This is a genomic window from Lunatimonas lonarensis (assembly GCF_000390185.1).
GTDB classification, from domain to species: Bacteria; Bacteroidota; Bacteroidia; order Cytophagales; family Cyclobacteriaceae; genus Lunatimonas; species Lunatimonas lonarensis.
The window spans coordinates 42,506-66,271 of the sequence record NZ_AQHR01000126.1 but is presented as its reverse complement, the minus strand read 5'-3'; the positions used below and the strand labels follow the sequence as shown (position 1 = coordinate 66,271).

Below are 23,766 nucleotides of genomic sequence, written 5' to 3'. Positions count from 1 at the left end.
GCTGTACGTTGAATTATTCCGTTACCACTTCCGTCCCAAAGGCGTTGGTTCCTACAAGCGATTGGTTCCGCGTATTAAAGAAGGCCGATCCTCGAAACTCGTTGTCCCCAGATCGGGTAATCGCGTTTATCCCTGCCCCTGTGAAACCTCCCTGTGTAACGTCGTAGGGGGCTATGTTGACCTGTATTTCCTCAATGGCGTCCAGCGATATCGGAGTCGAGTTGGTAGGAGCTCCGGGAATAGATCCAGTTAGTCCAAAGGAGTTGTTAAAAATGCTGCCGTCCAGCGAGAAGTTGATGGCTTTTGGATCCTGCCCGGCAAAGGACTCGCCGGAGGATTGGGGGGTCAAACGCGTAAAATCCTGCACACTTCTGCTTAGCGTAGGCATGGAAGTAATAGCCTCAGTGGAGATCGTGGTGGAGGCGCCCGTTTTCTCGTCGTTCAGTAGTGCGTCTTTTGATTCCGAAACCTGGACCACCTCCAGCTCGATACCTTCGTCGGATAGCGCAGTGTTCAACGTGTAGGATTGACCCAGCCTCAACCGGATGTTTTCATAGACCTGTGTATCAAAACCAATAAAGGAAATGGTTACTTTATAGGGTCCCCCTGTTCGCATGCCTTGTATGTTAAAGCGGCCGTTGTCCCGTGTCACATTGGTGTAGGTCGTCCCGGAGGGGATGTGAACGGCTTGGATAGTTGCTCCCGGGAGCGGGAGCTCCTCGCTATCCAGTACGGTGCCTGTCATGCTCGCTGTGGTGACGCCCTGTGCTAAAGCGGAACCCGACAGGACGAACCACAGTAGCAGGCCTTGGACAAAGAAAACGGTTTGTTTCATGGCAAGTGAGTTTAGAGGTGAAAACTGATTGATCATTTCTTACCCCTAACCCAAATACATACCAACCGAATAATCTACCTGAATCTGGCTCTTTCTACGTCATTTATGTTGATTAACACCACAGATTGTTTCACTTGGCCACAGCTTTGTCCCCGATGTCAACAGGGTTTTGCATCTTTCCAGTCATCGGGAAAATGAAACGCTTTCACGAAATCGAAAAGAATCTTTTTTCTAGCAAAACCGGTTTACCTGCGCTAGGACAACTAAATCAGCTTACTCGTTCTGGTGATAAATTCCGATGGATAACCTATTGATCTTTAGTTACCTGTAGAAGGACTTACTTCGTAACATATAAAAATTTGCAAAAAAAATTAACCAAAATCAACACAGTTAGCTCGGTTTTTGAAGGATAGTATTAAATGATAAGGTTAAATTATTCTAAGTAGTTATGGCCATTGACAACAATATTACCGAAATTAGGCGATTGACAAAGGTGAACGAAGGGATTGAGCAAAGGATTTATGCCGAAAGCCAGCGAAGGGCAAAGATGCTTGAATCCATTGCACGCCTGCAACAGCGCATTTCTATTCTTGAGAGGCCCAGCGCAAGGTGCTGTCTGCAGAACCAACTCAAGAGCCTTCTTTTAGAAATAGAGGCCTGCGACACAAGCATCCGGCAATTGACGCGTGAGATGGAGCGAAACGACAAACTGTGTAGGCAGAGGCTGCTTGAGGTGGCATCAATTCAGGAACGGATCGGAAGGGTAGAATCTTTGGATGAATCAGTTCGATTCGACTGGAAGGAAATTTTGCAGAATAGGGATCTGTAAACGTTTATTTGGTTGGTTTGGCTGTTGAAAAAACTAATGTGTCGGTTTAATTGACAAACGAAAAAATTTGGATAAATTGAAGCCGGTATCTAATTGGTTCAACCGGATTATGCAAACCTCCTCCCTTTCGGACAAACGTTCCTTTGCGATCGATATTTTTCGGGCACTCACCATGCTCTTGATGATTTTTGTCAATGACCTCTGGACACTTCGTGATGTCCCCGAATGGCTGGGCCATGTTCCGGCCAAGGTGGACGGGATGGGATTGGCGGACGTGGTTTTTCCAGCCTTTTTGTTCATCGTGGGATTGTCCATTCCCTTTGCCATCAAAAACCGCTGGAAGCGGGGAGAGGCTGATCAGGGGATCCTGTTGCACATTCTTTCGAGGTCTTTCGCGCTGCTGGTCATGGGGCTTTGCCACGTTAACTTGGAATCCTACAATCGGGAATTGGCCCTGTTGCCCAAGCCCGTTTGGCAGATTTTGGCGACCATCGCCTTTTTTCTGATATGGTTGGATTACCCAAAGGATGCAACAAAGAGGAAGCAATATACGGGTCAGGTGTTGGGGTGGATCCTGCTGTTGGGCTTGGTACTGGTATATCAGGGAGGCACGGCGGACAACCCAACCTGGATGCGGTTTTACTGGTGGGGCATCTTGGGTTTGATCGGCTGGGCGTATTTGATATGCTCGTTGGTTTTTGTGGCGTTCAAGGGAAACCTTTCTGCCATGTGGGCGTTTTTTGCAGGGTTTATGCTTTTTGGCATCTTCTCCAAATTGGGTTGGCTGGAGCCTTTGAAGGTGATCAAGCCGTATATCTGGTTGATAGATGACGGTGCTACCCCTGCGCTGTCAATGGCGGGAATCATCGTAGCCCTGTACTATCAGCCCTTTTTGGGTTCCGGCAAATTCGGTCGTTTTTGGATGAGGATGGGCCTACTGGCGGCCGCTTGTTTGGCTTTTGGATGGGTGTCCCGCCCACTATGGGGCATTCATAAAATCGGTTCTTCCCCTTCCTGGGTCACTATCTGCATAGGCATCAGTATACTGTTTTTTTGTTTCTTGATTTGGCTTGTGGAATTAAAGGGCAAAAAGGAGTGGTTTAAGCTAATCAAACCTGCCGGAACCAGTACGCTTACCTGTTACCTGTTGCCTTATATCCACTACGGCCTGCTTTCGATTACGGGCTTGGCCCTGCCGTTGGTATGGAGGACCGGTGCGTTGGGGATCTTCAAGTCGTTGGCGTACGCGCTGATCATCATTCTGATTACCGGTCTGCTGGAACGAGGGAGGATTCGGCTGAAAATTTAAATTAACCCAAAAATTTCGTAACACATGAACAAATTAACATCGCTTGTACTCGCTTTGATGAGTTCAAGGCCGAGCAGGGGAGGGAGCTTAGCGAAACCGAAGCGAAGAACCCCTGGGTTACTTTTGTGAAGATGTTTGAGCGACTGGAGGCACTAGCTAACTGAACGGTTCTATTGGGTTAGGAATAGATCCCGTATTTTTCGATTTTGGCGTACAGGGTTTTGCGATCCATTTTCAATTGTTTGGCCGCTTGGGATTTGTTGTGCCGGACGGCTTCCAGGGTACGAAGGATAAGTTCCCTTTCTTGTTCTTCAAATTGGTCCCGCAGGGTGACCGCAGAGGATGCCGTGGGGTTCTGGCCAATAGGTACGGTGTTTTCATCCGAGGGGAGGGGTGCAGTCAACTCCGAGGGGATGGCCTGAACGGAAACAACCCCATGGCCGGTCAGTAAAACAGCCCTTCGCATGACATTCTTGAGTTCCCTCAGGTTCCCCGGCCAGGGGTAGTTTTCAAAGATGCGGTACACTTCATCGCTAAATCCGGTTACCGTTTTCCCCAAAAAGGAATTGCTCTGGGCGAGAAACAGTTCGAGAATCTCGCGCAAGTCTTCTCGGCGTTCCCGCAGCGGAATAGCTTCCAGGGTAAATTCATTTATCCGGTAAAACAGGTCCTCGCGGAAAGAGCCCTTGGTGGCGGTATCGCGCAGGTTTTCATTGGTAGCGGCGATGATCCGAACATCCACGGAAACATCTTTGTTTCCCCCTACTTTCCGTATTTTGCGCTCTTGGATGGCCCGCAGCAATTTCATTTGTACTTCGTAGCTGAGATTCCCGATTTCGTCCAGGAAGAGCGTGCCTTGATTGGCGGCCTCAAAATGCCCCGTCTTATTGTCCACGGCACCGGTAAACGCCCCCTTAACGTGCCCAAATAGTTCACTTGCCGCGAGGTCGGGTGAGAGGGCGCCACAGTCTACGGCTACAAATGGGCCGTTTTTGCGCAGGGACTTTTCGTGGATTCTCCTGGATATAAATTCCTTGCCGGTTCCACTTTCTCCCAGCACCAGCACACTCATATCGGTGGGTGCGACCTGGGAAATCTGGTTTTCGAGCGATAGCGCCCGTTGACTTTTGCCAACAAAATAGCCGGGCTCGCTGCCCGTTTTAGGGGAGGCTTTTTGGGTTTTTTCGGGGATTGTCAACGATTCCCTGACCGTTAGGAGCAGTTCATCCGGGTTGATGGGTTTGGTGATGTATTCGGCGGCTCCCAGTTTCATGGACCGTACCGCTGTGCGGATATCGGAATAGTTGGTGATCAGGATAACGGGTATCTGGGGGCAGTTTTTATTGCAGTATTCCAAAAACTCCATGCCTGTGCCGTCGGGCAGCCGGTAATCGGTGATGGCCAGATCGTATGGTCTCTTCTGGATTTCCAGCAGGGCGCCTTTAAGGGTTTCACAGGGAGTCACCTCAAATCCGTTTTTTTCCAAAAAAATCCGGATGATTTTCGCATAGGTAAGGTCGTCTTCTATCAGTAGGATACTTTTCATTTTAAATATTAAATTAAATATATCAAAATTAATATTTAAGCCATAATTGAGGATCAAAACAAATTTAATATATCAAAATAAATACACTAAATTGTCTCAGGTTTAATTTAAAAATGTTATTTTCTTTGGCGTAAAATTTGATATGGAGCTTTTACTTGAATTTACCCGTTGAAACCATTTTTAAACCGATAAAGTTTACTATTGTTACATGAGCGATACAACTGTCTACAAATCCAGCAAAATGAAGTCAACATTTATCTTACTTTATCTTTTTTTTGTTTCATTTTTTTGTTTCAGTCAAGGCGGGGTTTTATTTGACGGGCCCTATGAGTTTAAAGGGAAATTAGGCCAAGCTACATTTGAGTATGACGAAGGGGCTGATGGGGATAGGATTTTAAATGGGTTTTTCTCATTTGATAGGAAAGAAATAGACTCCCTTGATAGGACGCTTCTCACAAAGTTTCAAGTAAGAGGTTCGTACGAGGATAACCAAAAGACTGGTGACTGGACATACGATCAGGAAAGGCATAAGGTCATATTGGACGATGTGATCGACTTTAAGCTTATTGCGCAATTGGAAAGCGAAGATCTCGAAATCAAAGCAACCTATCAGCGCGGTTTGCCCCATGGTGAATGGCAGTTGGTAAAAAATATATTTAAAGACAATGAAAAGGATATTCGTGCAAAGGCAGAGGATATCCGGTTTGATTCGGGAGTAATGATTGGGAATGTCTCATACCGAAATTTTTTGCATGGTTACACGCAGTTTATTAGAGGAAGGTTGACTAGCAGAGGGCTAATGCAGGGTGAGTGGTCTTTGGTATATGTGGAAGATTCGACGTTGGTGTCGGAAGTTAGAAACTATGAAGACGGGTTTTTGCTTGGGGTAGTTCGGAGGGATTTGGAGAGTGGCCAAATAATCGATGAAGCGGTTTTTTATGCCACAATAAGAAAGCTCGCTGAAATTAACGACGGAAAAAACGATGGGTTTCTGATAGCTGACCGAACTTTTGAGCCGTACTATAATGACGGCTTTAGACCAATGTCGAAAGAGCGGCAAATTCAACGGTCCGGAAATCGATTTCTACGTGATTTTATTCTTGATTTGATGAGATACGATGACTCGGTCGATGATGGGGGCGAAATCGTGCGATTCCCTTTTTATACGAGCAGGTTTCAATATGACCTATCGGAGGAGGAAGAGCGCCTACTGGTCGAAATTCCCACCCTCTTTGACCAGATCAGCGATTCAGTACGACGTTTTAAGGAAATGAACTCGTTGGCATTGAATAGGTCCAAAAGTGATTCGCTTGCTTTTGCTCATGCATACTTCGGAAAGACCTCGGGAAAGCTGGCTGAGATGGAGTATTTGGTGGATCTGTTGAAAACCGGAGAGGTACGCTATTATGATTTGGGAAATTATGCCGAAGGTGGACTTGGTTTTCTTACTGCGGAGGATTCAATTACTTACATTTATCAAGATGACACATTGCGTAAGGTTATTCCGAGGGAGTTTTACTTGGATAGTCCCTCTGAAGTGCTAAGTACCCTAAAGGCGAGTTTAGAGGAGGAGTTTGTGACTGTCAACAGGATTGGTGATTTTGTCGAAAGGGAGTTGTACGAAATAGAGGTAAATTCAAAATTAGTTGCATTGGAGGCTCTAATTTTGAATCGTAAGGCTGAGATGGACACGCTGTTTATGAACCATGTTTCCGCGGCCAGTTCCAATCAGCGGGATTTTGCGGAGTCTTTCGTCGATCAATTTTTGGAAAGGGTCTATGTATCGTTGAGTGAAGAATATGCATCGGCCATAGAGTTTGAAACGAAAGTAGATAGGGGAAACGTGATTTTGGATCTGTTTGATGAGTTGGAAAAGCGGTATCCCTCCATTTCAATTTTATTTGAACGGGATGAAGCGTTGGATGAAGCCTACATGGAGGAAATGTTCAACCCTTTTACTTACACTCGTTACGATGTGAGAGCTAAGGAGAGACTTTTCGAAGCGTATAGGTTTTTATATAACCATTATAGGGAAAGCATGCTTACTGAATTTGATTACACCCAAATCAAGGATTACATCACTAAAATTGAAAATCTCCAAGACAGGATGCTTGAGCTAAGGAGTCAAGATACACGATCAATTGAAAGGCGATTGGGAAGAAGGCATACGGCCTCTCGAATAGAATCAGCTCTTGACCTTTAATAAATCAGAAAAATGACGAAACTCTATGTTTTAGAAAGGTCTATCTTTCTTCCGATACTTTCTTTGTTTTTTAGTTGGAATATGGCGTTTGGCCAGGAAGCCTCAGAGCCAAATGAGCCTATCCGCAGGGGTCTGGCCCCCACGACCGAGTCTTGGAACGGACTTTACCTTAAATTGAGGTTGTCCGACCGGGTTTTTTGGTACCAAGAAAACCACTACCGTAGGCGAAACAGCATTGACAACCGCTCCGATTTTGTCGGAAGAATGAGCCAATTGTACAACCGGGCAGGATTTGTTTATCTTTTCAACGATCAGTTTGAGGTCACAGTAGGGCCTACCTTGGTTTGGAATTTTACGCCTAATCCTGATGACCCCAGTTTTGTGACTTCTACGTTGGAGCCACGACTTTGGCATCAATGGTTATTGACTCAGTCCATGTCCGGTATTAAGATACTTCATCAATTCCGGTTTGAGCACCGGTTCAAGCGGGATAATTTGATAGGGGCAGACTACATCTACACGGATAGGTATCGTTATAAGATTGTGGCGTATATTCCGCTTAATAAACCTAGAATGGAAAACAGAACCTTCTTCCTGGCGCCATCTAACGAGATATTCTTTGAGACCGGAAAGATGCAGCGGGATATTTTGGAGGAAAACAGGGTATACACGGCCATTGGCTATACCTTAAACAATTTCATGTTCTTTGGAGGCCACATGTGGACCTATGGCCCTACAAATAACCCGGGTATCTACAGAAACCGCCATATTATACGCCTGAATGTAATGTATACGCTGGATTTTCGCAACAAACGAAAGCCTGTTATCCGGAGTCTTCCGGCCCTTTAACTACACTGGATTAATAAGCCAAGGAAATTTGATCCCTCTGTAGCGGACAGCCATCAGGTAGGTGATACAAAGTTGGAAGGATAGACTGAACGTAAAAAATTTCCCGATAATCCGAGCTTGGCAAACCATTTCTTGGGACAAGTCATGACCATTCAAAATCAATTGAAGAGATATGAAACGATTACTGATTTTAGTACTTTTTTTTAGCTGGTCCAGTGCCACCATGGCTCAATACAAGGGTCAATTTCGTGCACAATACGGAAACGATATTGGGTTTGAAAGGGTGTTGTTTGGGATGAATTTTTCAGCTGAATATTTTTTTGTTGATAAAATATCCTTTAGTCCTAATGTAAGCATCCTTTTTCCTGCAACAGGGAAAGCAAGTAACCTTCATCTGGATGCGAGGTATTACTTTACCGAGGAGAAAGCGCAATGGTATGGGCTTTTGGGATTTGGGAATTTTCGGCGCAGGTATGAGTTCAATCCGGAGGTAGCTTTCCGAAATTGGCAGACGCTTAATGTTGGTGGAGGTTTGTTGTATAAGTTGATCGATGAACTGGGTGTAAATGGAGAATTGAAATTCCAACCACAAAATAACGGCGAATTAATAGTAAAGATCGGTTTAACCTATTTCATCAACTAACCTTTATTTTTTGAAACCATTGGCAAACATCTTCAAACATTGGTTAACTTTCCCCCTTTGTGGAGGTTCAAGTTTCGTTATTTTGACCTCCCACCCGGTACCTTCTTCGTCCAAATGGTTGGTCAACGGAGATTAGAACTTTTCTTAAAAAACATCGTTTTCAGACTTAACTTAATAAATGGTTTTTGTGTCACATTCTCACTAATTTATGTTCATCATGACTAGAAGAAGGTGGATTATCCTGGGCGTAATGGTCTTTCTGCCGGTGTTGTTGGTGACCGCAGCGGTTTTTGCTGTTTACAAAAATCAACGTGCTCTCACGCAAATGGCGTTGGAATCTGTCAATAGCCAGTTTGCAGGACTGTTGGTTATAGATGATTCCCATATCGCGCCCTTTGCCCAGTTTCCCTATATTTCCATAGACCTTCAGGGCGTTCGTTTTTACGAATCCAAGGACATTACCCGTGAGCCGATTTTCGAAACTTCCGACCTGTATTTGGGATTTGATGTCCTCGAAGTAATCCGCGGCCATTACAATGTAAAGAAAATCCGCGTTTCTTCGGGTTTTGTAGACCTGGTAAAAAATGACCAGGGAGAACTCAATCTCTTGCAGGCGATCGCCATGGAAACGGAAGCTGGAGCGAGTAATCAGGCCGTCAGCTTTAAATTGAAGGAAATTCGTGTAGAGGACTTTGTGTTCTCTTTTTCCGATACCACCATGGGTCAGGAGGTATTGGCGGAGGTTTCCCAGATCAGGTCATCCATTGGCATGAACGACACCGATGTGTTTCTGGATGTGAAGACCTCCATGGTGCTAACCGTCAGCAAAGATCGTCAGCCGACATTTTTTCAAAACAAGGCCATACAGCTGGACTGGGACATAGATTATAAAGTAGCGGAGAAGCTGCTTACCATTTCTCCCTCCAGGCTGGCTGTCCAGGACGGCGTGTTTACCGTAGAAGGTACCGTTGGCGTAGCCAGCGAACTGGACATGGACCTGAAGATCTACGGAGAGAAGCCGGACTTTAGCTTGTTTTCTGCATTTGCTCCCACCGATGTGGCGGATGCATTGAAAAGATATAAGAATGAGGGGCAGATTTACTTTTTGGGTACCATTCGCGGCAGGGCAGGCAATGGTGAAATGCCCTCCATCGCGGTGGAATTCGGATGTGAAAATGCCTTTTTTGTAAACACCGTGGCCGAGAGGCGTATCGATGAACTGAGCTTTTCGGGTTTTTTTACCAATGGAAAGGAAAAATCGCTGCGTACATCCGAGTTACGCCTGCAGAATTTCTATGCCAAACCGGAAGAGGGGGTATTTCAAGGCCAATTGGTAATTCGAAACTTTGAAGATCCCTTTATTAAGGTCAATCTGAATGCAGACCTGGATTTGGAGTTTTTGGGTCAGTTTTTTGAGATAGAGGGTCTGCGAAGGATTAGGGGCCAGGTATTGTTGGATATGGATTTCGATGAGTTGATCGACCTGGATATGCCTGCCGACCAGATAGCCCGCCTCAAGGAAGGGTTGGACAGCGAACTCCAGCTCAAAAACCTAAGTTTTACCTTGCCTGGCTACCCCCATGCGGTGACCAATGCCAACGGCTACGCGGTCATGGACAACGGGCGGATTCGGTTGGATTTTCTGCGGTTTAAAGTGGCGGAATCGGACTTTGAGTTTTCGGGAGAGCTTAGCGACTTCCCGGCGGTTTTCCACCGCAGGGACGTGCCGGTGACGGCCAAGCTGGAGGCGAAATCTAACAGAGTTGCTTTTTCCGAGCTCCTAGCCTTCGATTCGGCATTGGTGGCGTCCACCTCCGAGGAGTTGACTGATTTTAACGTGAAGCTGGCATTTGCCTCTACCGGCAAGCAGCTGGCGTATTTTGAGAACCTTCCCCTGGGTACCTTTAGGATCGAAGACTTAAGTGGCAAGCTGAAGAAGTATCCCCATGAGTTGCACCAGTTTGATGTAAAGATAGTGGTGGAGCCAAGTCGTTTGGTTGTGGAGGATTTTTCCGGTTACATCGATACCAGTGATTTCCAGTTTTCCGGAATTCTCACCAATTACGATAAGTGGTTCAGTGATGTAAAGACCGGAAAATCCCGTTTCGATTTCAATTTGACATCCAAATCATTGGTGGTTAGGGATTTGTTGAGCTATAACGGCGAAAATTACCTCCCGGAGAGCTATAGGGACGAGGTACTTCGTGGGTTTAACCTTCAGGGGGCTTTGGATCTTAACTACGATACCACCTTTCAATCCGCAGACTTGATGGTCAATCGGTTGGAAGGAAAGTTTAACGTGCACCCGCTGAAACTCGAGTCTTTTTCCGGAAGGGTAAAGATCGATAAGGGAAACATCTTGGTGGAAAAGCTCGGTGGCCGAATGGGGAAAAGTGAGTTTGAAATGGATTTGGCCTATTTTTCGGGTAAGGATACCGTCAACAAAATAAGGGACAATCACCTCGCCATCCGGGCGAAGGCCTTGGATCTGGATGCCCTGTTAAACTACGACCCCTATTCGAAGGAGCCCGTGAACCATGCAGACACGTTCAATATTTTTGAGTTGCCTTTCAGCCACATGAAGTTTACCGCTGACATAGAGCGTCTCAACTACCATACTTATTGGTTTGAGGATTTGCGGGCGGTGCTTCGAACTACACCCGACCATTTCCTGTACGTAGACACCTTACATGTTCGGCTGGCCGATGGCAGTTTGGCGATGAATGGGTACTTCAATGGGTCTGATTCCTCAAACATCTACTTTCACTCGACCATGGTGGCAGAGAAATTAGATATCGACCGCATGATGATAAAATTTGACAATTTTGGTCAAGATGTTATGATCAACGAGAATTTACACGGGAAGGTTAGTGGCACTATTGTGAGTCGCTTTTTGGTTCATCCCGATTTAACGCCCATCGTAGAAAAAAGTGAGGCCAGGATGGATTTGGTGGTGTATGATGGCAGCTTGGTGAATTTCGCCCCCTTGCGTGCCATGTCGTCCTATTTCCGTGATCGAAACCTTAACGTGGTGCGGTTTGATACGCTACAGAATACCTTTGACCTGAAAAATGGCGTACTGCATATCCCCAAGATGAATATCAACTCAAGCTTGGGCTTTATAGAGATGTCCGGTCGCCAAAGCTTGGATCTGAACATGGACTATTTTATCCGTATTCCATTGGGTTTAGTGACCCAAGTGGGCTTCCGGTCGTTGTTTGGAGGTAGGACACGGGAGGACGTAGATCCAGAGCAGGAAGACGCCATCGTATTTCGTGATCAAAATAGGCGGATCCGCTTTGTCAACCTGAACATTGCCGGAGATCCCAATAACTTCCGGGTGTCCCTGGGCCGTGACAGGGGGCAGTAGGAGGAGAATCGGCTCCTTAGCGGGACCTTCGTTGAAATGCCATTTCATATACCTAGCATCCAAGCCCCTATTCCAACTTGCCGAAAAATCTGAAAACCAGCTTGTTTGACGGGTTCGCCTGAATTATTGGCGGTTTCGATATCGCGAAACAATAGTGCGATTTCACCATTAATCCGTACAAGTGTAGCTGTATATCTTCTTAAATACAAATAATGTTCTTTAACATTTTTTAACAATTCAGGTCTTGAGCGATTTTTTTGGGGCTTTTAAATTTGTTGCCGTACTAAAGCCTTTAAAAGATCATGAAACGTTTTTTATTGTCAACCTGTACGAAAAGTTCTCTAGTAATCAAATGGGTCCACTTCCTGTGGATTTTGCATCTCGGTGGTCACCTTGCGTCTGCAAATACCGTGGCCTTGTATACTCCCTACCCTGAAATTGCGGTGCCTCCCGGAGAATCCATCGATTATTCCATCGATGTGATCAACAACTCAACCGCTATCCGTGATGTCTCGATAGTGTTGTCAGGTATGCCCGATGGCTGGGAGTATTCTCTTAAATCCGGCGGATGGACTGTTTCCAAGGTGTCTGTTCTGCCGGGAGAAAAGAAAACCGTCGCCCTGAAAGTGGATATTCCCCACCGGGTCGAAAAAGGAACCTACCGGTTTCAGGTGATCGCAAGTGGGTTGTACACCCTGCCAATTACCATCAATGTTTCTGAGACCGGTACCTTTAAGACGGAGTTTACGTCGAATCAGTCCAATATAGAGGGGCATTCCAGTGCGGTGTTTTCCTACAACGCCAAGCTAAGGAACATGACTTCTGAGCCGCAGTCCTATGCGTTGTACACGGAGGCACCCCGGGGCTGGAATGTGCTGTTTAGAGCCAACGGAAAGCAGGTTAGTTCGGTGAGCATTGAAGCGAACCAAACCCAGGATGTCACCATTGAGGTGACGCCACCCAAGCGTATTTCGGCTGGCACCTACCAAGTGCCCGTAAGTGCGGTCACTGCCAATACAACCGCTAACCTGGAACTGGAAGCAGTTATCAAAGGATCCTATGAGCTGGAATTTACCACGCCCTCGGGTATGTTGAGCACCCAGGTGACTGCCGGTAAGTCCAAGCGCATCGAACTGGTAGTCCGGAATAACGGATCTTCGACTATCAATGGCCTGAAGTTGGACAGAAAGGTTCCGGTGGATTGGGATGTCGCCTACGAACCTGCTGAAATTGCGACCTTGGCGCCCGGAGAAACGGTTCAGGTTTTTGCAACGCTCCAAGCCTCAAACAAGGCCATAGCTGGCGACTACATGGCCACGTTGGAGGCCACCACACCCGAAGTTTCGGAAAAGGCGACTTTTCGGGTATCCGTGAAGACACCCGTTGTTTGGGGTTGGCTGGGAGTCATGCTTATCCTGGGTGTATTTGGCGGTGTTTTCCAGTTGTTCACCAAATACGGAAGGAGGTAGGCGGTGGAGCCGGTTATTCAGCTTAGCAAGCTCTCCAAATCCTATGGCACATTCAAGGCGGTGGATAGCCTTGACCTGGAAATCCATAAGGGAGAAATAGTCGGCCTGTTAGGGCCCAATGGTGCCGGAAAGTCCACCACAATCCTGATGATGATTGGACTGACGGAGCCCAGTTCAGGCCGGGCGATTGTATGCGGCCATGACGCTACCAAGGAACCCGTGGCGGTAAAAACCAAGGTAGGCTACCTGCCGGAAGACGTGGGTTTTTACGATGAGCTAACAGGACGGGAAAACCTGCTGTTTACCGCCCGCTTGAACCGGATATCAGAGCAGGATGCCCGGCGGAGGGTAGATGGCCTCCTAAGAACCGTTGGGCTGGAAGCCGCCGCGGACAAGCGTGTAAAAACCTACTCGCGGGGCATGCGCCAGCGATTGGGCCTGGCAGACGTGCTGATAAAGGATCCAGAGGTCATTGTTTTGGATGAGCCCACGCTTGGGATAGATCCCAAGGGGGTGAAGGAGTTGCTGTCCTTGATTACTGAACTGGCACGCACCAAAGGATTGACGGTACTGTTGTCTTCGCATCACCTGCATCAGGTGCAGCAGGTATGCGACTGGGTGGGGCTGTTTGTGTCCGGCAAACTGATAGCCAAAGGTACCGTGGAGGAATTGTCCGCGCAACTGTTTTCCCAGTACCGGTTTCAGATTCAGGCCAAGGTCTCGCTTGGTGACTTCGTCTATCCCCAAGAGTTGGAGCAAGCCCTGCTTAAAGTTGATGGAATCAAAAAGGTGACGTGGTCTACGGAGGGGGAGCTGGAAATAGGTTGGGAAAAGGAGCTTTCTTCCGAGATTGCCCGGGTTATTCTGGACACCGGAGCCTCGCTACATCAACTTACCCATACCACATACGGACTTGACGATATCTATCAACGCTATTTTGAAGAAAAAGACGCTTATGAAATGGCTAAATGAAGTAAATCTACCGTTGAAAACAACCTTTCTCCAGCAAGTTTGGAATAGATGGGCCGCTAAAGATCGGGCAATAGACAATCGCCCCCCGTTGCCGTTTTGGGTGATTGTGAGGAAGGAGGTTTCCGATCATATCCATAGCTGGCGGTTGATCATTCTGATGGGGGTGATCGTTTTGGCCTGTTTGGGATCCCTCATCACCGGGCTGCTGCATTTCAATGATTTTGTAAAGGTTACGGATCCCGAGGACGCCTTTTTCTTTCTGAAGCTGTTTTCAGCTTCGGGGTCGGGACTGCCCTCTTTTGTGGTGTTCATCAGTTTTCTGGGGCCATTATTGGGAATAGGCCTGGGCTTTGACGCCGTCAATTCTGAGGTCAGCAAAGGTACCCTGGCAAGGGTATTGTCACAGCCAATCTTCCGCGATCAGTGGCTGAATGCAAAGTTTGCCGCGGGATTGTTGGTCGTAGCAGTATTGCTCGGTAGCCTTACCTTCCTCTTTGTAGGACTGGGAATATTGCGCATCGGAATACCGCCTACGCCGGAGGAGTTTCTGCGGATACTGATTTTTATTCTGGTGAGTGTCTGCTACGTCGGATTTTGGCTTAATCTTTCCATCTTGTTCTCCGTCCGGTTCAGACAGGCGGCCACATCTGCGCTGGCGGTTATTGCGGTATGGTTGTTTTTCACGGTGTTTTACGGAATCATCGTAAACTTGATTGGAAGCGCCATAGCACCTTCCGACTATGCACATCCACAGCAGATTATCCAGTACCAGCAGTTTATGACCAATCTGATGCGAGTTGTACCCAGTCAGCTGTACAGCGATGCCACTACTACGCTGTTGATGCCGTCGGTCAGAAGCTTGGGGCCGTTAAGTTCTGAACAGGTTGTCGGCGCACTTCCCAGTCCGCTACCTCTTGGTCAGAGTGTTTTGCTGGTCTGGGCCCAGCTTACTGCTTTACTGGCGGCCACTGCGGTCTGTTTTGGGTTGGCCTATTATGCGTTTATGAGAAGAGAGATTCGCAGCAGATAACCTGCGAATCTCTTTCCTTTAAAAAGGTGGTTGATCTCGGGGCGTTTTCAAAAAAAGCAATGCACGTATCGGTTTATTTGTTCGGAGGAGAAAAATGACTGCCCGTGTACAAATTCTTTTGCCAACGCTAACTTGGTTAATTGATCCGGCTTTTTACCATGAATGTTTGCGCAGGCTGAATGGGGTCGTTGCTGAAAATCGTAATGGCCTTATGGTCCAAACCTTTCCGGTCTTTTGGATCGAAGGTAATGGTTAGATCTGTGCGCTCACCGGGGGAAATCGTATTCTTTGGCAACAATATGCTGATACACTCGCAGTTTGCAGACACTTTTCGGATTTGGAGTTCCTGCTTTCCTTTGTTTTGGAGGGTAATCATTCTGGAAATGGGGACCTTGCTGTCGATTTTGGCCAAGTCCACTTCGGTTTCACGTATCTCGAGCCTTGGCACATAATCCATGTCTGCAACGGGCGTTGGAGCAAAATATTCGAATACGTTTGCAATCACCTTAAAGGGAACATTTTCCTTTTTTTCGGAAAGCAGCGTGAATTGTATTTCATCTTCAAAAAATCCCAAATCTCCTTTTCCTTCTCCGTTGTAGATTACCTCCAAAATTCCCCTGGTCTTGGCGGTAACTACGGCGGGAACCATTCTCAGCTGTATATGTGGAGGCAATAGTTCATGGTTTGGGTTCAATTGTACGGGGTAATCGTGGAAATTGAAAAAGTCCACTTGCTTGACTTTGGGCTCATTTGTAAATACGTTTCCCATATGGATTACCGGCAGCGCGAATCCCAGCCCTCCCCGAAGCAGGTGATAGTGTTTTTCCGCATTCATTGGAAAAGGCACGTTGAAGCCCTCCAATAGCAGGGTATCCAGGTTAGGGTTGTCGCTTACCTTTACTAATATGGACTTGGAGAAAGGCCCTCCTCTGCTGCTTCCTGGTTCGAAAACTACCGTAATGTGGCCGGATTCCTCATGCTTGAGGGTATCCCGGGTGTAATCGGCCGTGGTACAACCACAGTCTGTTATGATTTCTTCGATCAGTACACTTCGACCGCTCTTGTTGGTGAAGAAATAGTTTGCTTCCGCGGAGCCGTTTTCCTCAAGAATGGAACCTAGGTTGATCGCGTTGGTTTCCCATTCCAACAGCGGACGTACAAGATCCTGGCTATAAGCAGGAACACTGAGCGTGCAAACCAAAAGGATAGAGGCGGAGAGAACGAGCGTCTTGATCATGGTACAAATAACGCTAAATTCGGAGCGAAGTATGTGCATAATTCCTTAATTTGCGCGAAAAATTGATTAATGGCAAGAGTACTTACAGGAATTCAAAGCTCGGGAAAGCCACATTTGGGTAATATTTTAGGGGCTATTCTTCCGGCGGTGGCTTTGGCCTCACGGGAGGACAACGAGTCTTTTATATTTATTGCCGACTTCCATTCCCTGACCACCCTGAAAGACGGTGTGGCAAGAGAGGAGAATGTGAGGGCGGTAGCCGCGGCTTGGCTTGCTTTTGGCCTGGACGTGAATCGTACGGTTTTTTATCGGCAATCACGGATCCCGGAAGTTACCGAGCTTACTTGGTACCTAAGTTGCTTCACTCCGTTCCCCATGTTGGCCAATGCCCACAGCTTTAAGGATAAATCCGATAGGCTTTCGGATGTGAATGCGGGGCTGTTTACCTACCCAGTCTTGATGGCTTCGGACATTCTGCTTTACGATGCCCACATCGTGCCGGTGGGGAAGGACCAGCTGCAACACCTGGAAATAACCCGAGATATTGCTACTGCCTTTAACAACCGGATGGAAGAGGAACTATTGCTCTTGCCAGAACCGAGAATTAGTGAGGAGGTAATGATCATCCCGGGTACTGACGGGCGAAAAATGAGCAAATCATACGATAATTACATCGATGTTTTCTTGCCGGAAAAAGCGCTGAAAAAAAACGTCAACCGAATCGTGACCGATAGTACCCCCCTAGAGGAACCCAAAGACCCTGATACCTGTAATGTGTTCAAGCTGTTCAGCCTGATAGCAACACCAGAAGCCACCGAGGCGTTGAGGCAAAAATACCGAGGCGGTAATTTTGGCTACGGACATGCCAAGAATGAGCTGACCGAATTAATTCTGACAACATTTTCGGAACAAAGAAAGCGGTACGACCATTACATGAACCACCCAGAGGAACTGGCTCAGATTCTAAAGGAGGGAGAGGCGAAGGCAAGAGAGATCGCCTCATCGGTTCTGAATAGGGTGAGGAAGAAGCTAGGATACGCATAGGTTGTTGATCTGAGTCTGAATTAATCCTGACCACAGGTTTTGTTCGCCCCATCGTCTGAGTGTTTAAAGCTTGATGATTGCATGCGTTCTAGCACAAGGAACTAGGCTGGATTAGGTGGTTTGATAGCCGTGGATTATTGGTAACACCGTCCGTTTCCAATTGCAAATTGGAAACGATAGGAGGGTAGGACAAGCCGTTAATAATCAGTCCGGTGGACTGATTTAGGCTGGGGCTTGGAAGAAGGAAGGGCAAACTACACACAGATGGGCAAGCCAGGAGAACTTAAATAGCTTCATTACTGAAAATTTTTGGGGAATATGGAAGCTATAATTGGTCTATTGACCGAGGGAGCATATTATCCGGTGGCAGATATGGTGAAACAACAGGTTATGCTTCTGGAAAAATTGTGCGGATTTTAATATCAAGTAAAGCATTTTTTAATCCCCATGATTTTTACCTAATTGCTGGCCATGGGGCGAGGCATGTCGATCATTTCATATCAGGCAAGATGGGATCATGGATATCCACTTTTGGAGGCAATTTTCACAGAAACATTACAGAGGCCTATGCCTGGGATTGGACCGCATCCGCAATTTCAAATCTGAAATTGAACCCATCGCTCAAAAGGGGATGAAAATACCTATGACTTGGCATTGGTAAAAGCTCTGTTGTATGATGAACAGGCTTTAGATAAACCAACCACAACTGAGGGGTAATGCAAGTTCTTAAAAAGCGAACTCGATAATATTCGTAATCTGTTTAGTAGATCGAACTATCCCGCTACGAAAAAGATACTTGAAGATGTAGGATATAAGCGAGCCAAACAATTGTTCCTTAGAATGATATGATAGAAGCCCGGCAGGTCCGGAATTTATCATTCCGGGACAAACTGCAGGAGTTCGTCTAGTTCTTTATCGGAGATGTTTTCCTGGCCGGACTTGTCGTAAATGGAGAGCAGGTAAACGGCATCATTGGCCACCATAAAGTTGGTGATCACCCTGGCCCCGCCAGACTTACCCTTGCCTTTAGACTTGATGGCCACGCGTATTTTGTAGCAGCTTTTGCCAATGGCCGTGCCTTGGTCCGGGTTCTCCTTCAGCTCCTGTACAAGGGTCACCAGTTCGGATTTTAGGGACGGGTATTTTTTGGTGAGCTTCTTGGCCTGGCGCTCGAAAACCTCAATGGACTTTACCCTATAGCTCACGGAGAAAATCTTCTGCGTCACGGGCTTGCTTTTTACCCGCCCGGATTTGCTTCATCTCTTCCACGGCCTCCCTGATCTCGCTCATAAGCTGGGCTTTGGCATCGGTGAGCTGTTTGGTTTTAACGTATGGCAGCCCTTTGAGCACTTCCAGCAAGTGTAGGGCTTTGTCGTCTTTTATGTCCAGTAGTACCTTCATAATCTTCGAGTTTTAAGAGCCATAAGCTGCACGGGCTTTAGAATCCCTGATGTATGTATCAATAATATCGAAAAGCTTCCTTTTTTTAGTTTCATCCATTTCCTGAGACCAGCCTCTTTCCCTCCTAAGTTCCGGAAATCTTATTACCAATGTTTAGCATCTTTTACTAGAGCCTAGCTTTTAAGCTTGTATTACGCAAAAATAGTGAAACAGTTCTTCTAAAAAAGAGTAGACTATATTGCGGAACAAGAAACTATCCCTACCCGGGGGTGTAGAATCGGCTACACCCTACTATTCCTAAGTTCCTTTGCAGTCTTAATCCGTTCAATGCCATTTGTAATGGATTGGTAAAGAACGTCTTAGTAAACAATGGTTTGCCATTTCGAACTCGGTCTGGCATATTTTTGAAAAGACAGGCTAACCAAACATCCGTTAACAATTTACGATCGTTTATTTTATAATTTACGAATGCTACACGGATACCGTATTTTTAGCTATGGCAGACTACATGTGTTCGAGCGTGAGAAATTATGCTGGATTAGAAGGTTTGATCGCCGTAGATTATTGGAAATTCCATCCGTTTCCAATTGCAAATTGGAAACGATAGGAGGGTAGGACAAGCCGTTAATTATCAGCCCGGTGGATTGAATTAAACTTGGGGCATGAAGAAGGAAGGGCAAACTACATGCAGAGGGTTTCCTTTGTCCTGTTAGTAGGGGCCAAACTACAATAAGGGGCAGCGCCCTGCAATCTTAGTAGAAAGAATCATGCATTGCAAAAATGAGGGGCGTTAGCCCTGACATCTTATCCGCCCTGCCATTTGGCTCCAACAGAACAACTAAGTCTTCCACGCATCACCTTGTCCAATTCGTCAGGGAATGATTCGACCTTCGTTCTACTAAGATATAAGGGCTAACGCCCCTATGTTTGGAGATATTGATTTCTTTTTCAGAATAGTTTCGAACCAGCGCTTTTTTGGGCTGTATTTGCTCCCCTTCCGCTGGGGTGAATCAAATACACAAATGAATCGCTGACTTCGAAGAGGAGAACAATGATAGGTTTGGACGTACAATCTGTTAAAATCGACCTTACCCGGTGGGTTGCTGAGCTTCAGGACAAGTCTATCCTTAAGAAACTTCAGGGACTGAAAGAGCGACAGGAAAGTTCTTTTGAATTAGGTGCGGAACAGCAGAGGGAACTGGACGGCAGGCTTGAAAAATATGAAAGCGGGGAAATGGAGTTCTCCCCATGAAACACTGTGAAAGACAGGGTAAGAAAACGCGCAAAAGATGCCCATTAACTACTACATGAATCAATCTCTATTTAGCTCCAAGTAGTTTGCGGGACGAAGACTGTCGTTTCGGTCGTAGATATAGGCCCTTCTCCGCATATACGTGTCTGCCGGCAAAAACTCGTCCTGCGTGTCCGCCAGTTTTTTGCTAAGAACTGCCTCAAGGTATTCCTGAACCTGTGCATACTGTGGAACGCCTACCAGATTTTTCATTTGAAAAGGGTCTTGTTCGTTGTCATACAGTAGCCATGGCCCCATCAAATCTTTTACATACGTGTATTTTCGGGTTCTAACCCCCCGGTACTCCCTGCCTCCATTCATAAACTGCCATTCGTGAAAGGGTACCGGAAGGGTGATCAGGGCGGCTTCGTTGCCCAGGTCCTCCCCGCTGAAAAGGGCGGCTGAAAAATCTTCTCCTTCCATACTTTCGGGCAGATCTATTCCACATAGCCCCAAAAGGGTAGGTGCCAGGTCTGGCGTATTGATGGGGTCGTATACATCCCTGCGTACGGTCCCCAATTTGGCAGGCCATCGCATGAGCATGGGCACTTTGATGGATTCATCCCAAGGGCGCTGTTTTTTCAGTACGCCCCGGGACATCAGCATATCGCCATGGTCTGAGGTGAAGACAAAGATCGTGTTTTCGGCAATACCTGCGTCTTCGAGTCCTTTTAGAAGATCCCCCACTGCTTTGTCAATGGCAGTGCAGTGGGCGTAATATCCGGCCAGCACCCGTCGGGCGCTATCTTGGTACATTTCCGGTACATTTGGCCGCAGGGAAAGTGTGCGATCACGATATAGGTCTTTGTATTCCTGTGGTGCGGTAAAGTAGGGATCATGTGGCGGCCCGTAGGAGAGCACCAAGAAAAACGGATTGTCTTTGTTTTTGTGAAAATAGCTGATGGCACTGTCGGTTTGCGGAAAAACGTCATAGCCTTCCCAAAAGTGCTTTTCATCGTTTTCGTCGAAATAGTAGCTATTGTTATAGTCGTGGGTCACCTCCCGCACCTTCCAGTAGTCAAATCCCTGTCTTCGCTCTTTGGGAATTGGTTTATTCCTGCCACTAAAGGGGTCTTCTCCACGTTGATGCCCGTTGACGTGCCACTTGCCGATGTAGCCGGTTTGGTATCCAGCTTCTTTAAAGGCCTTTCCTATGGTAACGGCTTGGGTAGGCAATGGCTTGTCGTTGTAAAACAGTCCATTGGTAAGCGGGTACTGCCCGGTAAGAAAAGAAGCCCGCCAGGGTGCACAAACGGGGGTTACCGCCACCGCATTTTCAAATACCAGACTCTCGGTAGCCAACCTGTCAAGATGGGGCGTTATCACTTCTGTATTGCCTGCATAGCCAAGGGCATCGGCCCGCCATTGGTCGGCGAATACAAAGACCAAATTGGGTGGTGTGGGTTGCTCCGATTCTTCGATATTCTTTGCTTCTGGCTTGCAGGAAAGGCCTATCGCAAGAAGCCAACATCCAATGAGGTATTTACACATGGGGTGGAATTTTTTCTGAGTTGGCTACACCGGTAGGCTGGGTAGATCGGGCATGATTTCTCTCCTTAATTGACGATTTCGCCTTGCTACAACGTGTTCCAAAGGAATGGTTAGTATCCAATGCCTGAAAATGAGAAAATTTGGTCGTAAATCGAAACTACCGGTAAAAAAGTTTGTCTAAATTCCCCTAGGTCATGCTCAAATGAGGTCTGAAGACGATGTTTCCGGGGTTTTTAGGCGGGTGGTTCTGTTGGCCAGCTGGAAGTCACAGATTTCCCTACTTGCAGTGGTTTTTGCTTGCGTTTGGTACCATTGCTCCTCGGTATGCAGCATGAGCGCATTTTCCCGAAAGGCCAACAAGGTATCGTAAGGTCCACGGGGAGTCATCCACTTCACTAGAATAGGTGCAGTTTCCAATAAAATAAACAATAGAATGATAAAGCTATTGGCTAGGCTTATGGCAGACTGTGCCTGGGAGAGATCGGCAAGTGCCTGAAGCCTCGCGGCAATGCCATCCATTTCGGAGATGGTTGACTCCTGATCCAGCAAGGCCGCTTCTTTGAGCTGATTGAGGCGGGTTTTCTCCACCTCCAATTGATCGATCTTCATACGATTGAGTCGTTCGGTTTCCTCGTAGGCTTTTTGGGCCTGATCCAGTTGCTCTTCTTTTTTGCGTGCATTCACACCTATCCCTGCACGTCCGGAGGTTCCGGGCGTTTTTACTCCGAACCGTTCGGCGTCATACTCCCCCTGTTTTTCGTTTCTGAATTGGCGGCTTGCGGCTATTTCTTCTTGCAGTGCCCCTATTTGTAGATCCAAGGCGGCAATTTCCGGATAGTTTGCCTCCAGTGCCGATTTCGTTTGTTTCACAAGTTCCAGCTTTTGGGTGGCTAGTTGTTGGTTGATTTCCTTTTCGAAGATCCGAAGCTCCAGCGGCTTGGCTATAACCAACGCTAAAACGATTGCAAGTACCAGCCTAGGTGCAGCCAGTTTGAATTCCGTCCATGGTTTGCCGTTTTTGCGCATGGTTCCCACTATGTACCGGTCCAGGTTAAAAATGGCAGTGGCCCACACCAAAGCCAGCAGGATGGTAACCACCAGATCGTCAAAAACGGTATGCAGCGCATAGCCCGCAGCCAGACCTGCAAAGATGGCGGTAAATAAAACGGTGCCCCCTATACCTACGTATTTATTTGCTTCAGTGGGGCATCGTTTGAGGAGTGGGCGGTAGGTTCCGGCGCAAAACCACAAAAAATGGGAAAGTTTGTTCATTAGGCTTGGTTTTTTTCGATTGGAATGCAAAGTCCGAGCTAGAAAATAGCAAGGATTTAAATCAATCGTTTTTACTTGTAAATAGCTGAAAAGCAGAATTCAACGTGTAGAAGTAGCAGGTGTTGTCTCAGGTTGCCTGTCCGGTAATGGGATTGCTTTGATTTCCTGCTGTTCGATTTTGAGACAGTCAGAAATCGGCTGGTTGTACAGATGTTGCTATCTTTGCATCACACTAGTCAAATAAACCCACCTATGAGAAAGAAATGTATCGTTGCCCTGTCGTTTGCGTTTTTGGTTTTTTCGGTTTCTTTTGCGCAAGATCCCACCCGTTTTGAGGAGGAAGTGGGCAGAGTCCAGGCCCAATATCCTTCGGATCAGCACCGTGGAAGTGTGGTATTTACAGGGAGTTCCAGTGTGCGGTTGTGGAAGGACCTAGCAACCGATTTTCCCAATCATAGCGTTGTGAATACCGGGTTTGGAGGATCCCATGCAACAGACCTGTTGCACTACCTGGATGAGTTGGTGTTGGATTACCAGCCGAAGAAGGTGTTTATTTATGAGGGGGACAATGATATTTCTGGCAAAAAGACTACCGGGGAGATCATGCAGACCATGGATCAAATTGTCAGAGCCATTCATGCAGCCCTACCCAATACCGAAGTAGTGTTTATCAGCGCAAAACCGAGTATCTCCCGCTGGAACCTTGCCAATCAATACAAGGAGCTGAATACGGCGATGAAGCGGTATGCTAGATCTACCAAAGGAGTCGGCTTTGCGGATGTATGGAAGCCAATGTTGGGTAAAAACGGCCAACCGATGCCGGATATCTTTATAGAAGACAACCTGCACATGAACCGAAAGGGGTATGAAATTTGGGCAAAAGTGATTGGAAAACACATGAATTGAGCCACATAGGAAGCACCAAGCACCGGTGAAACAAGCGTTGCCATGATCATTCCCTTTTAGATTGCCAAC

Annotated in this window: 19 protein-coding genes; 12 read left to right on the top strand and 7 right to left on the bottom strand. The window is 46.9% G+C overall.

Annotation, left to right across the window (positions count from 1 at the left end; all coding sequences use genetic code 11):
* Positions 1-13: 13 nt before the first annotated feature.
* Positions 14-835: a TonB-dependent receptor gene (locus ADIS_RS23525; protein WP_238325486.1), complete on the bottom strand. Its 822-nt coding sequence runs from the start codon at positions 833-835 to the stop codon at positions 14-16.
* 448 nt (positions 836-1,283) lie between these two features.
* On the opposite strand from ADIS_RS23525, the gene ADIS_RS22010 reads away from it, so the two are divergent.
* Both ADIS_RS22010 and ADIS_RS22005 read left to right on the top strand, forming a co-directional pair.
* The gene (locus ADIS_RS22010; protein ID WP_010856966.1) at positions 1,284-1,664 is read left to right on the top strand and encodes a hypothetical protein; all 381 of its coding nucleotides are present in this window, start codon (positions 1,284-1,286) and stop codon (positions 1,662-1,664) included.
* A 67-nt stretch (positions 1,665-1,731) separates the two neighbouring features.
* Positions 1,732-2,973 carry a DUF5009 domain-containing protein gene (locus ADIS_RS22005; RefSeq protein WP_010856965.1) on the top strand — a complete coding sequence of 414 codons (1,242 nt, stop codon included), beginning with the start codon at positions 1,732-1,734 and terminating at the stop codon, positions 2,971-2,973.
* Positions 2,974-3,151: 178 nt separating this feature from the next.
* On the opposite strand, the gene ADIS_RS22000 is transcribed toward ADIS_RS22005, so the two are convergent.
* Positions 3,152-4,519 carry a sigma-54-dependent transcriptional regulator gene (locus ADIS_RS22000; RefSeq protein ID WP_035807344.1) on the bottom strand — a complete coding sequence of 456 codons (1,368 nt, stop codon included), beginning with the start codon at positions 4,517-4,519 and terminating at the stop codon, positions 3,152-3,154.
* Between the two features lie 241 nt (positions 4,520-4,760).
* Between ADIS_RS22000 and ADIS_RS21995 the strand changes: the two genes are divergently transcribed.
* The 7 genes from ADIS_RS21995 (at position 4,761) to ADIS_RS21960 (ending at position 15,055) form a co-directional block, all read left to right on the top strand.
* Positions 4,761-6,722, top strand: coding sequence for a hypothetical protein (locus ADIS_RS21995; protein ID WP_010856963.1), 1,962 nt, complete (start codon positions 4,761-4,763; stop codon positions 6,720-6,722).
* A 12-nt stretch (positions 6,723-6,734) separates the two neighbouring features.
* Complete coding sequence (locus ADIS_RS21990; RefSeq protein ID WP_035807337.1) at positions 6,735-7,571, top strand: DUF2490 domain-containing protein; 837 nt, start codon at positions 6,735-6,737, stop codon at positions 7,569-7,571.
* 172 nt (positions 7,572-7,743) lie between these two features.
* Positions 7,744-8,214 carry a hypothetical protein gene (locus ADIS_RS21985; RefSeq protein ID WP_010856959.1) on the top strand — a complete coding sequence of 157 codons (471 nt, stop codon included), beginning with the start codon at positions 7,744-7,746 and terminating at the stop codon, positions 8,212-8,214.
* 217 nt (positions 8,215-8,431) lie between these two features.
* Positions 8,432-11,584, top strand: a complete 3,153-nt coding sequence (locus tag ADIS_RS21980; protein WP_035807367.1) for an AsmA-like C-terminal region-containing protein — start codon at positions 8,432-8,434, stop codon at positions 11,582-11,584.
* 416 nt (positions 11,585-12,000) lie between these two features.
* Complete coding sequence (locus tag ADIS_RS21970; protein ID WP_010856955.1) at positions 12,001-13,053, top strand: COG1470 family protein; 1,053 nt, start codon at positions 12,001-12,003, stop codon at positions 13,051-13,053.
* 3 nt (positions 13,054-13,056) lie between these two features.
* Positions 13,057-14,025 (top strand): ABC transporter ATP-binding protein, encoded by a 969-nt coding sequence (locus ADIS_RS21965; protein WP_010856954.1) that lies wholly within the window; start codon positions 13,057-13,059, stop codon positions 14,023-14,025.
* Positions 14,009-15,055 carry an ABC transporter permease gene (locus ADIS_RS21960; protein WP_010856953.1) on the top strand — a complete coding sequence of 349 codons (1,047 nt, stop codon included), beginning with the start codon at positions 14,009-14,011 and terminating at the stop codon, positions 15,053-15,055. Before ADIS_RS21965 ends, ADIS_RS21960 begins: the two co-directional genes overlap by 17 nt.
* Before the next feature lie 136 nt (positions 15,056-15,191).
* Here the strand turns inward: ADIS_RS21960 and ADIS_RS21955 are convergent, their stop codons facing one another.
* The gene (locus tag ADIS_RS21955; protein ID WP_051113379.1) at positions 15,192-16,331 is read right to left on the bottom strand and encodes a DUF1573 domain-containing protein; all 1,140 of its coding nucleotides are present in this window, start codon (positions 16,329-16,331) and stop codon (positions 15,192-15,194) included.
* A gap of 30 nt (positions 16,332-16,361) precedes the next feature.
* On the opposite strand from ADIS_RS21955, the gene trpS reads away from it, so the two are divergent.
* Positions 16,362-17,336, top strand: a complete 975-nt coding sequence (trpS, locus tag ADIS_RS21950) for a tryptophan--tRNA ligase (protein ID WP_035807331.1) — start codon at positions 16,362-16,364, stop codon at positions 17,334-17,336.
* Positions 17,337-18,211: 875 nt separating this feature from the next.
* Here trpS and ADIS_RS21940 read toward each other — a convergent pair.
* A complete protein-coding gene (locus ADIS_RS21940) occupies positions 18,212-18,562 on the bottom strand; it encodes a type II toxin-antitoxin system RelE/ParE family toxin (protein ID WP_316931292.1) in 351 nt (116 codons plus the stop codon).
* Positions 18,531-18,737, bottom strand: coding sequence for a hypothetical protein (locus ADIS_RS21935; protein WP_010856949.1), 207 nt, complete (start codon positions 18,735-18,737; stop codon positions 18,531-18,533). The genes ADIS_RS21940 and ADIS_RS21935 overlap by 32 nt, the downstream gene beginning before the upstream one ends.
* 1,051 nt (positions 18,738-19,788) lie before the next feature.
* Between ADIS_RS21935 and ADIS_RS21930 the strand changes: the two genes are divergently transcribed.
* On the top strand, positions 19,789-19,989 hold the full coding sequence (locus ADIS_RS21930) for a hypothetical protein (RefSeq protein WP_010856948.1): 201 nt from the start codon (positions 19,789-19,791) through the stop codon (positions 19,987-19,989).
* A 60-nt stretch (positions 19,990-20,049) separates the two neighbouring features.
* Here ADIS_RS21930 and ADIS_RS21925 read toward each other — a convergent pair whose 3' ends face one another.
* Entirely contained in the window at positions 20,050-21,519 is a 1,470-nt protein-coding gene (locus ADIS_RS21925; protein ID WP_035807327.1) for a sulfatase family protein, read from the bottom strand.
* Positions 21,520-21,717: 198 nt separating this feature from the next.
* Positions 21,718-22,791 (bottom strand): DUF4407 domain-containing protein, encoded by a 1,074-nt coding sequence (locus ADIS_RS21920; RefSeq protein WP_010856945.1) that lies wholly within the window; start codon positions 22,789-22,791, stop codon positions 21,718-21,720.
* A 252-nt stretch (positions 22,792-23,043) separates the two neighbouring features.
* On the opposite strand from ADIS_RS21920, the gene ADIS_RS21915 reads away from it, so the two are divergent.
* Entirely contained in the window at positions 23,044-23,697 is a 654-nt protein-coding gene (locus ADIS_RS21915) for an SGNH/GDSL hydrolase family protein (RefSeq protein ID WP_010856944.1), read from the top strand.
* Positions 23,698-23,766: the final 69 nt, after the last annotated feature.

What these genes read in the sequence shown, in the direction of transcription:
- ADIS_RS23525 (WP_238325486.1), bottom strand. Translation starts at nt 835, where the DNA reads ATGAAACAAACCGTTTTCTTTGTCCAAGGCCTGCTACTGTGGTTCGTC.
- ADIS_RS22010 (WP_010856966.1), top strand. Translation starts at nt 1,284, where the DNA reads ATGGCCATTGACAACAATATTACCGAAATTAGGCGATTGACAAAGGTG.
- ADIS_RS22000 (WP_035807344.1), bottom strand. Translation starts at nt 4,519, where the DNA reads ATGAAAAGTATCCTACTGATAGAAGACGACCTTACCTATGCGAAAATC.
- ADIS_RS21995 (WP_010856963.1), top strand. Translation starts at nt 4,761, where the DNA reads ATGAAGTCAACATTTATCTTACTTTATCTTTTTTTTGTTTCATTTTTT.
- ADIS_RS21990 (WP_035807337.1), top strand. Translation starts at nt 6,735, where the DNA reads ATGACGAAACTCTATGTTTTAGAAAGGTCTATCTTTCTTCCGATACTT.
- ADIS_RS21985 (WP_010856959.1), top strand. Translation starts at nt 7,744, where the DNA reads ATGAAACGATTACTGATTTTAGTACTTTTTTTTAGCTGGTCCAGTGCC.
- ADIS_RS21980 (WP_035807367.1), top strand. Translation starts at nt 8,432, where the DNA reads ATGACTAGAAGAAGGTGGATTATCCTGGGCGTAATGGTCTTTCTGCCG.
- ADIS_RS21960 (WP_010856953.1), top strand. Translation starts at nt 14,009, where the DNA reads ATGAAATGGCTAAATGAAGTAAATCTACCGTTGAAAACAACCTTTCTC.
- ADIS_RS21955 (WP_051113379.1), bottom strand. Translation starts at nt 16,331, where the DNA reads ATGCACATACTTCGCTCCGAATTTAGCGTTATTTGTACCATGATCAAG.
- trpS (WP_035807331.1), top strand. Translation starts at nt 16,362, where the DNA reads ATGGCAAGAGTACTTACAGGAATTCAAAGCTCGGGAAAGCCACATTTG.
- ADIS_RS21935 (WP_010856949.1), bottom strand. Translation starts at nt 18,737, where the DNA reads ATGAAGGTACTACTGGACATAAAAGACGACAAAGCCCTACACTTGCTG.
- ADIS_RS21930 (WP_010856948.1), top strand. Translation starts at nt 19,789, where the DNA reads ATGATAGGTTTGGACGTACAATCTGTTAAAATCGACCTTACCCGGTGG.
- ADIS_RS21925 (WP_035807327.1), bottom strand. Translation starts at nt 21,519, where the DNA reads ATGTGTAAATACCTCATTGGATGTTGGCTTCTTGCGATAGGCCTTTCC.
- ADIS_RS21920 (WP_010856945.1), bottom strand. Translation starts at nt 22,791, where the DNA reads ATGAACAAACTTTCCCATTTTTTGTGGTTTTGCGCCGGAACCTACCGC.
- ADIS_RS21915 (WP_010856944.1), top strand. Translation starts at nt 23,044, where the DNA reads ATGAGAAAGAAATGTATCGTTGCCCTGTCGTTTGCGTTTTTGGTTTTT.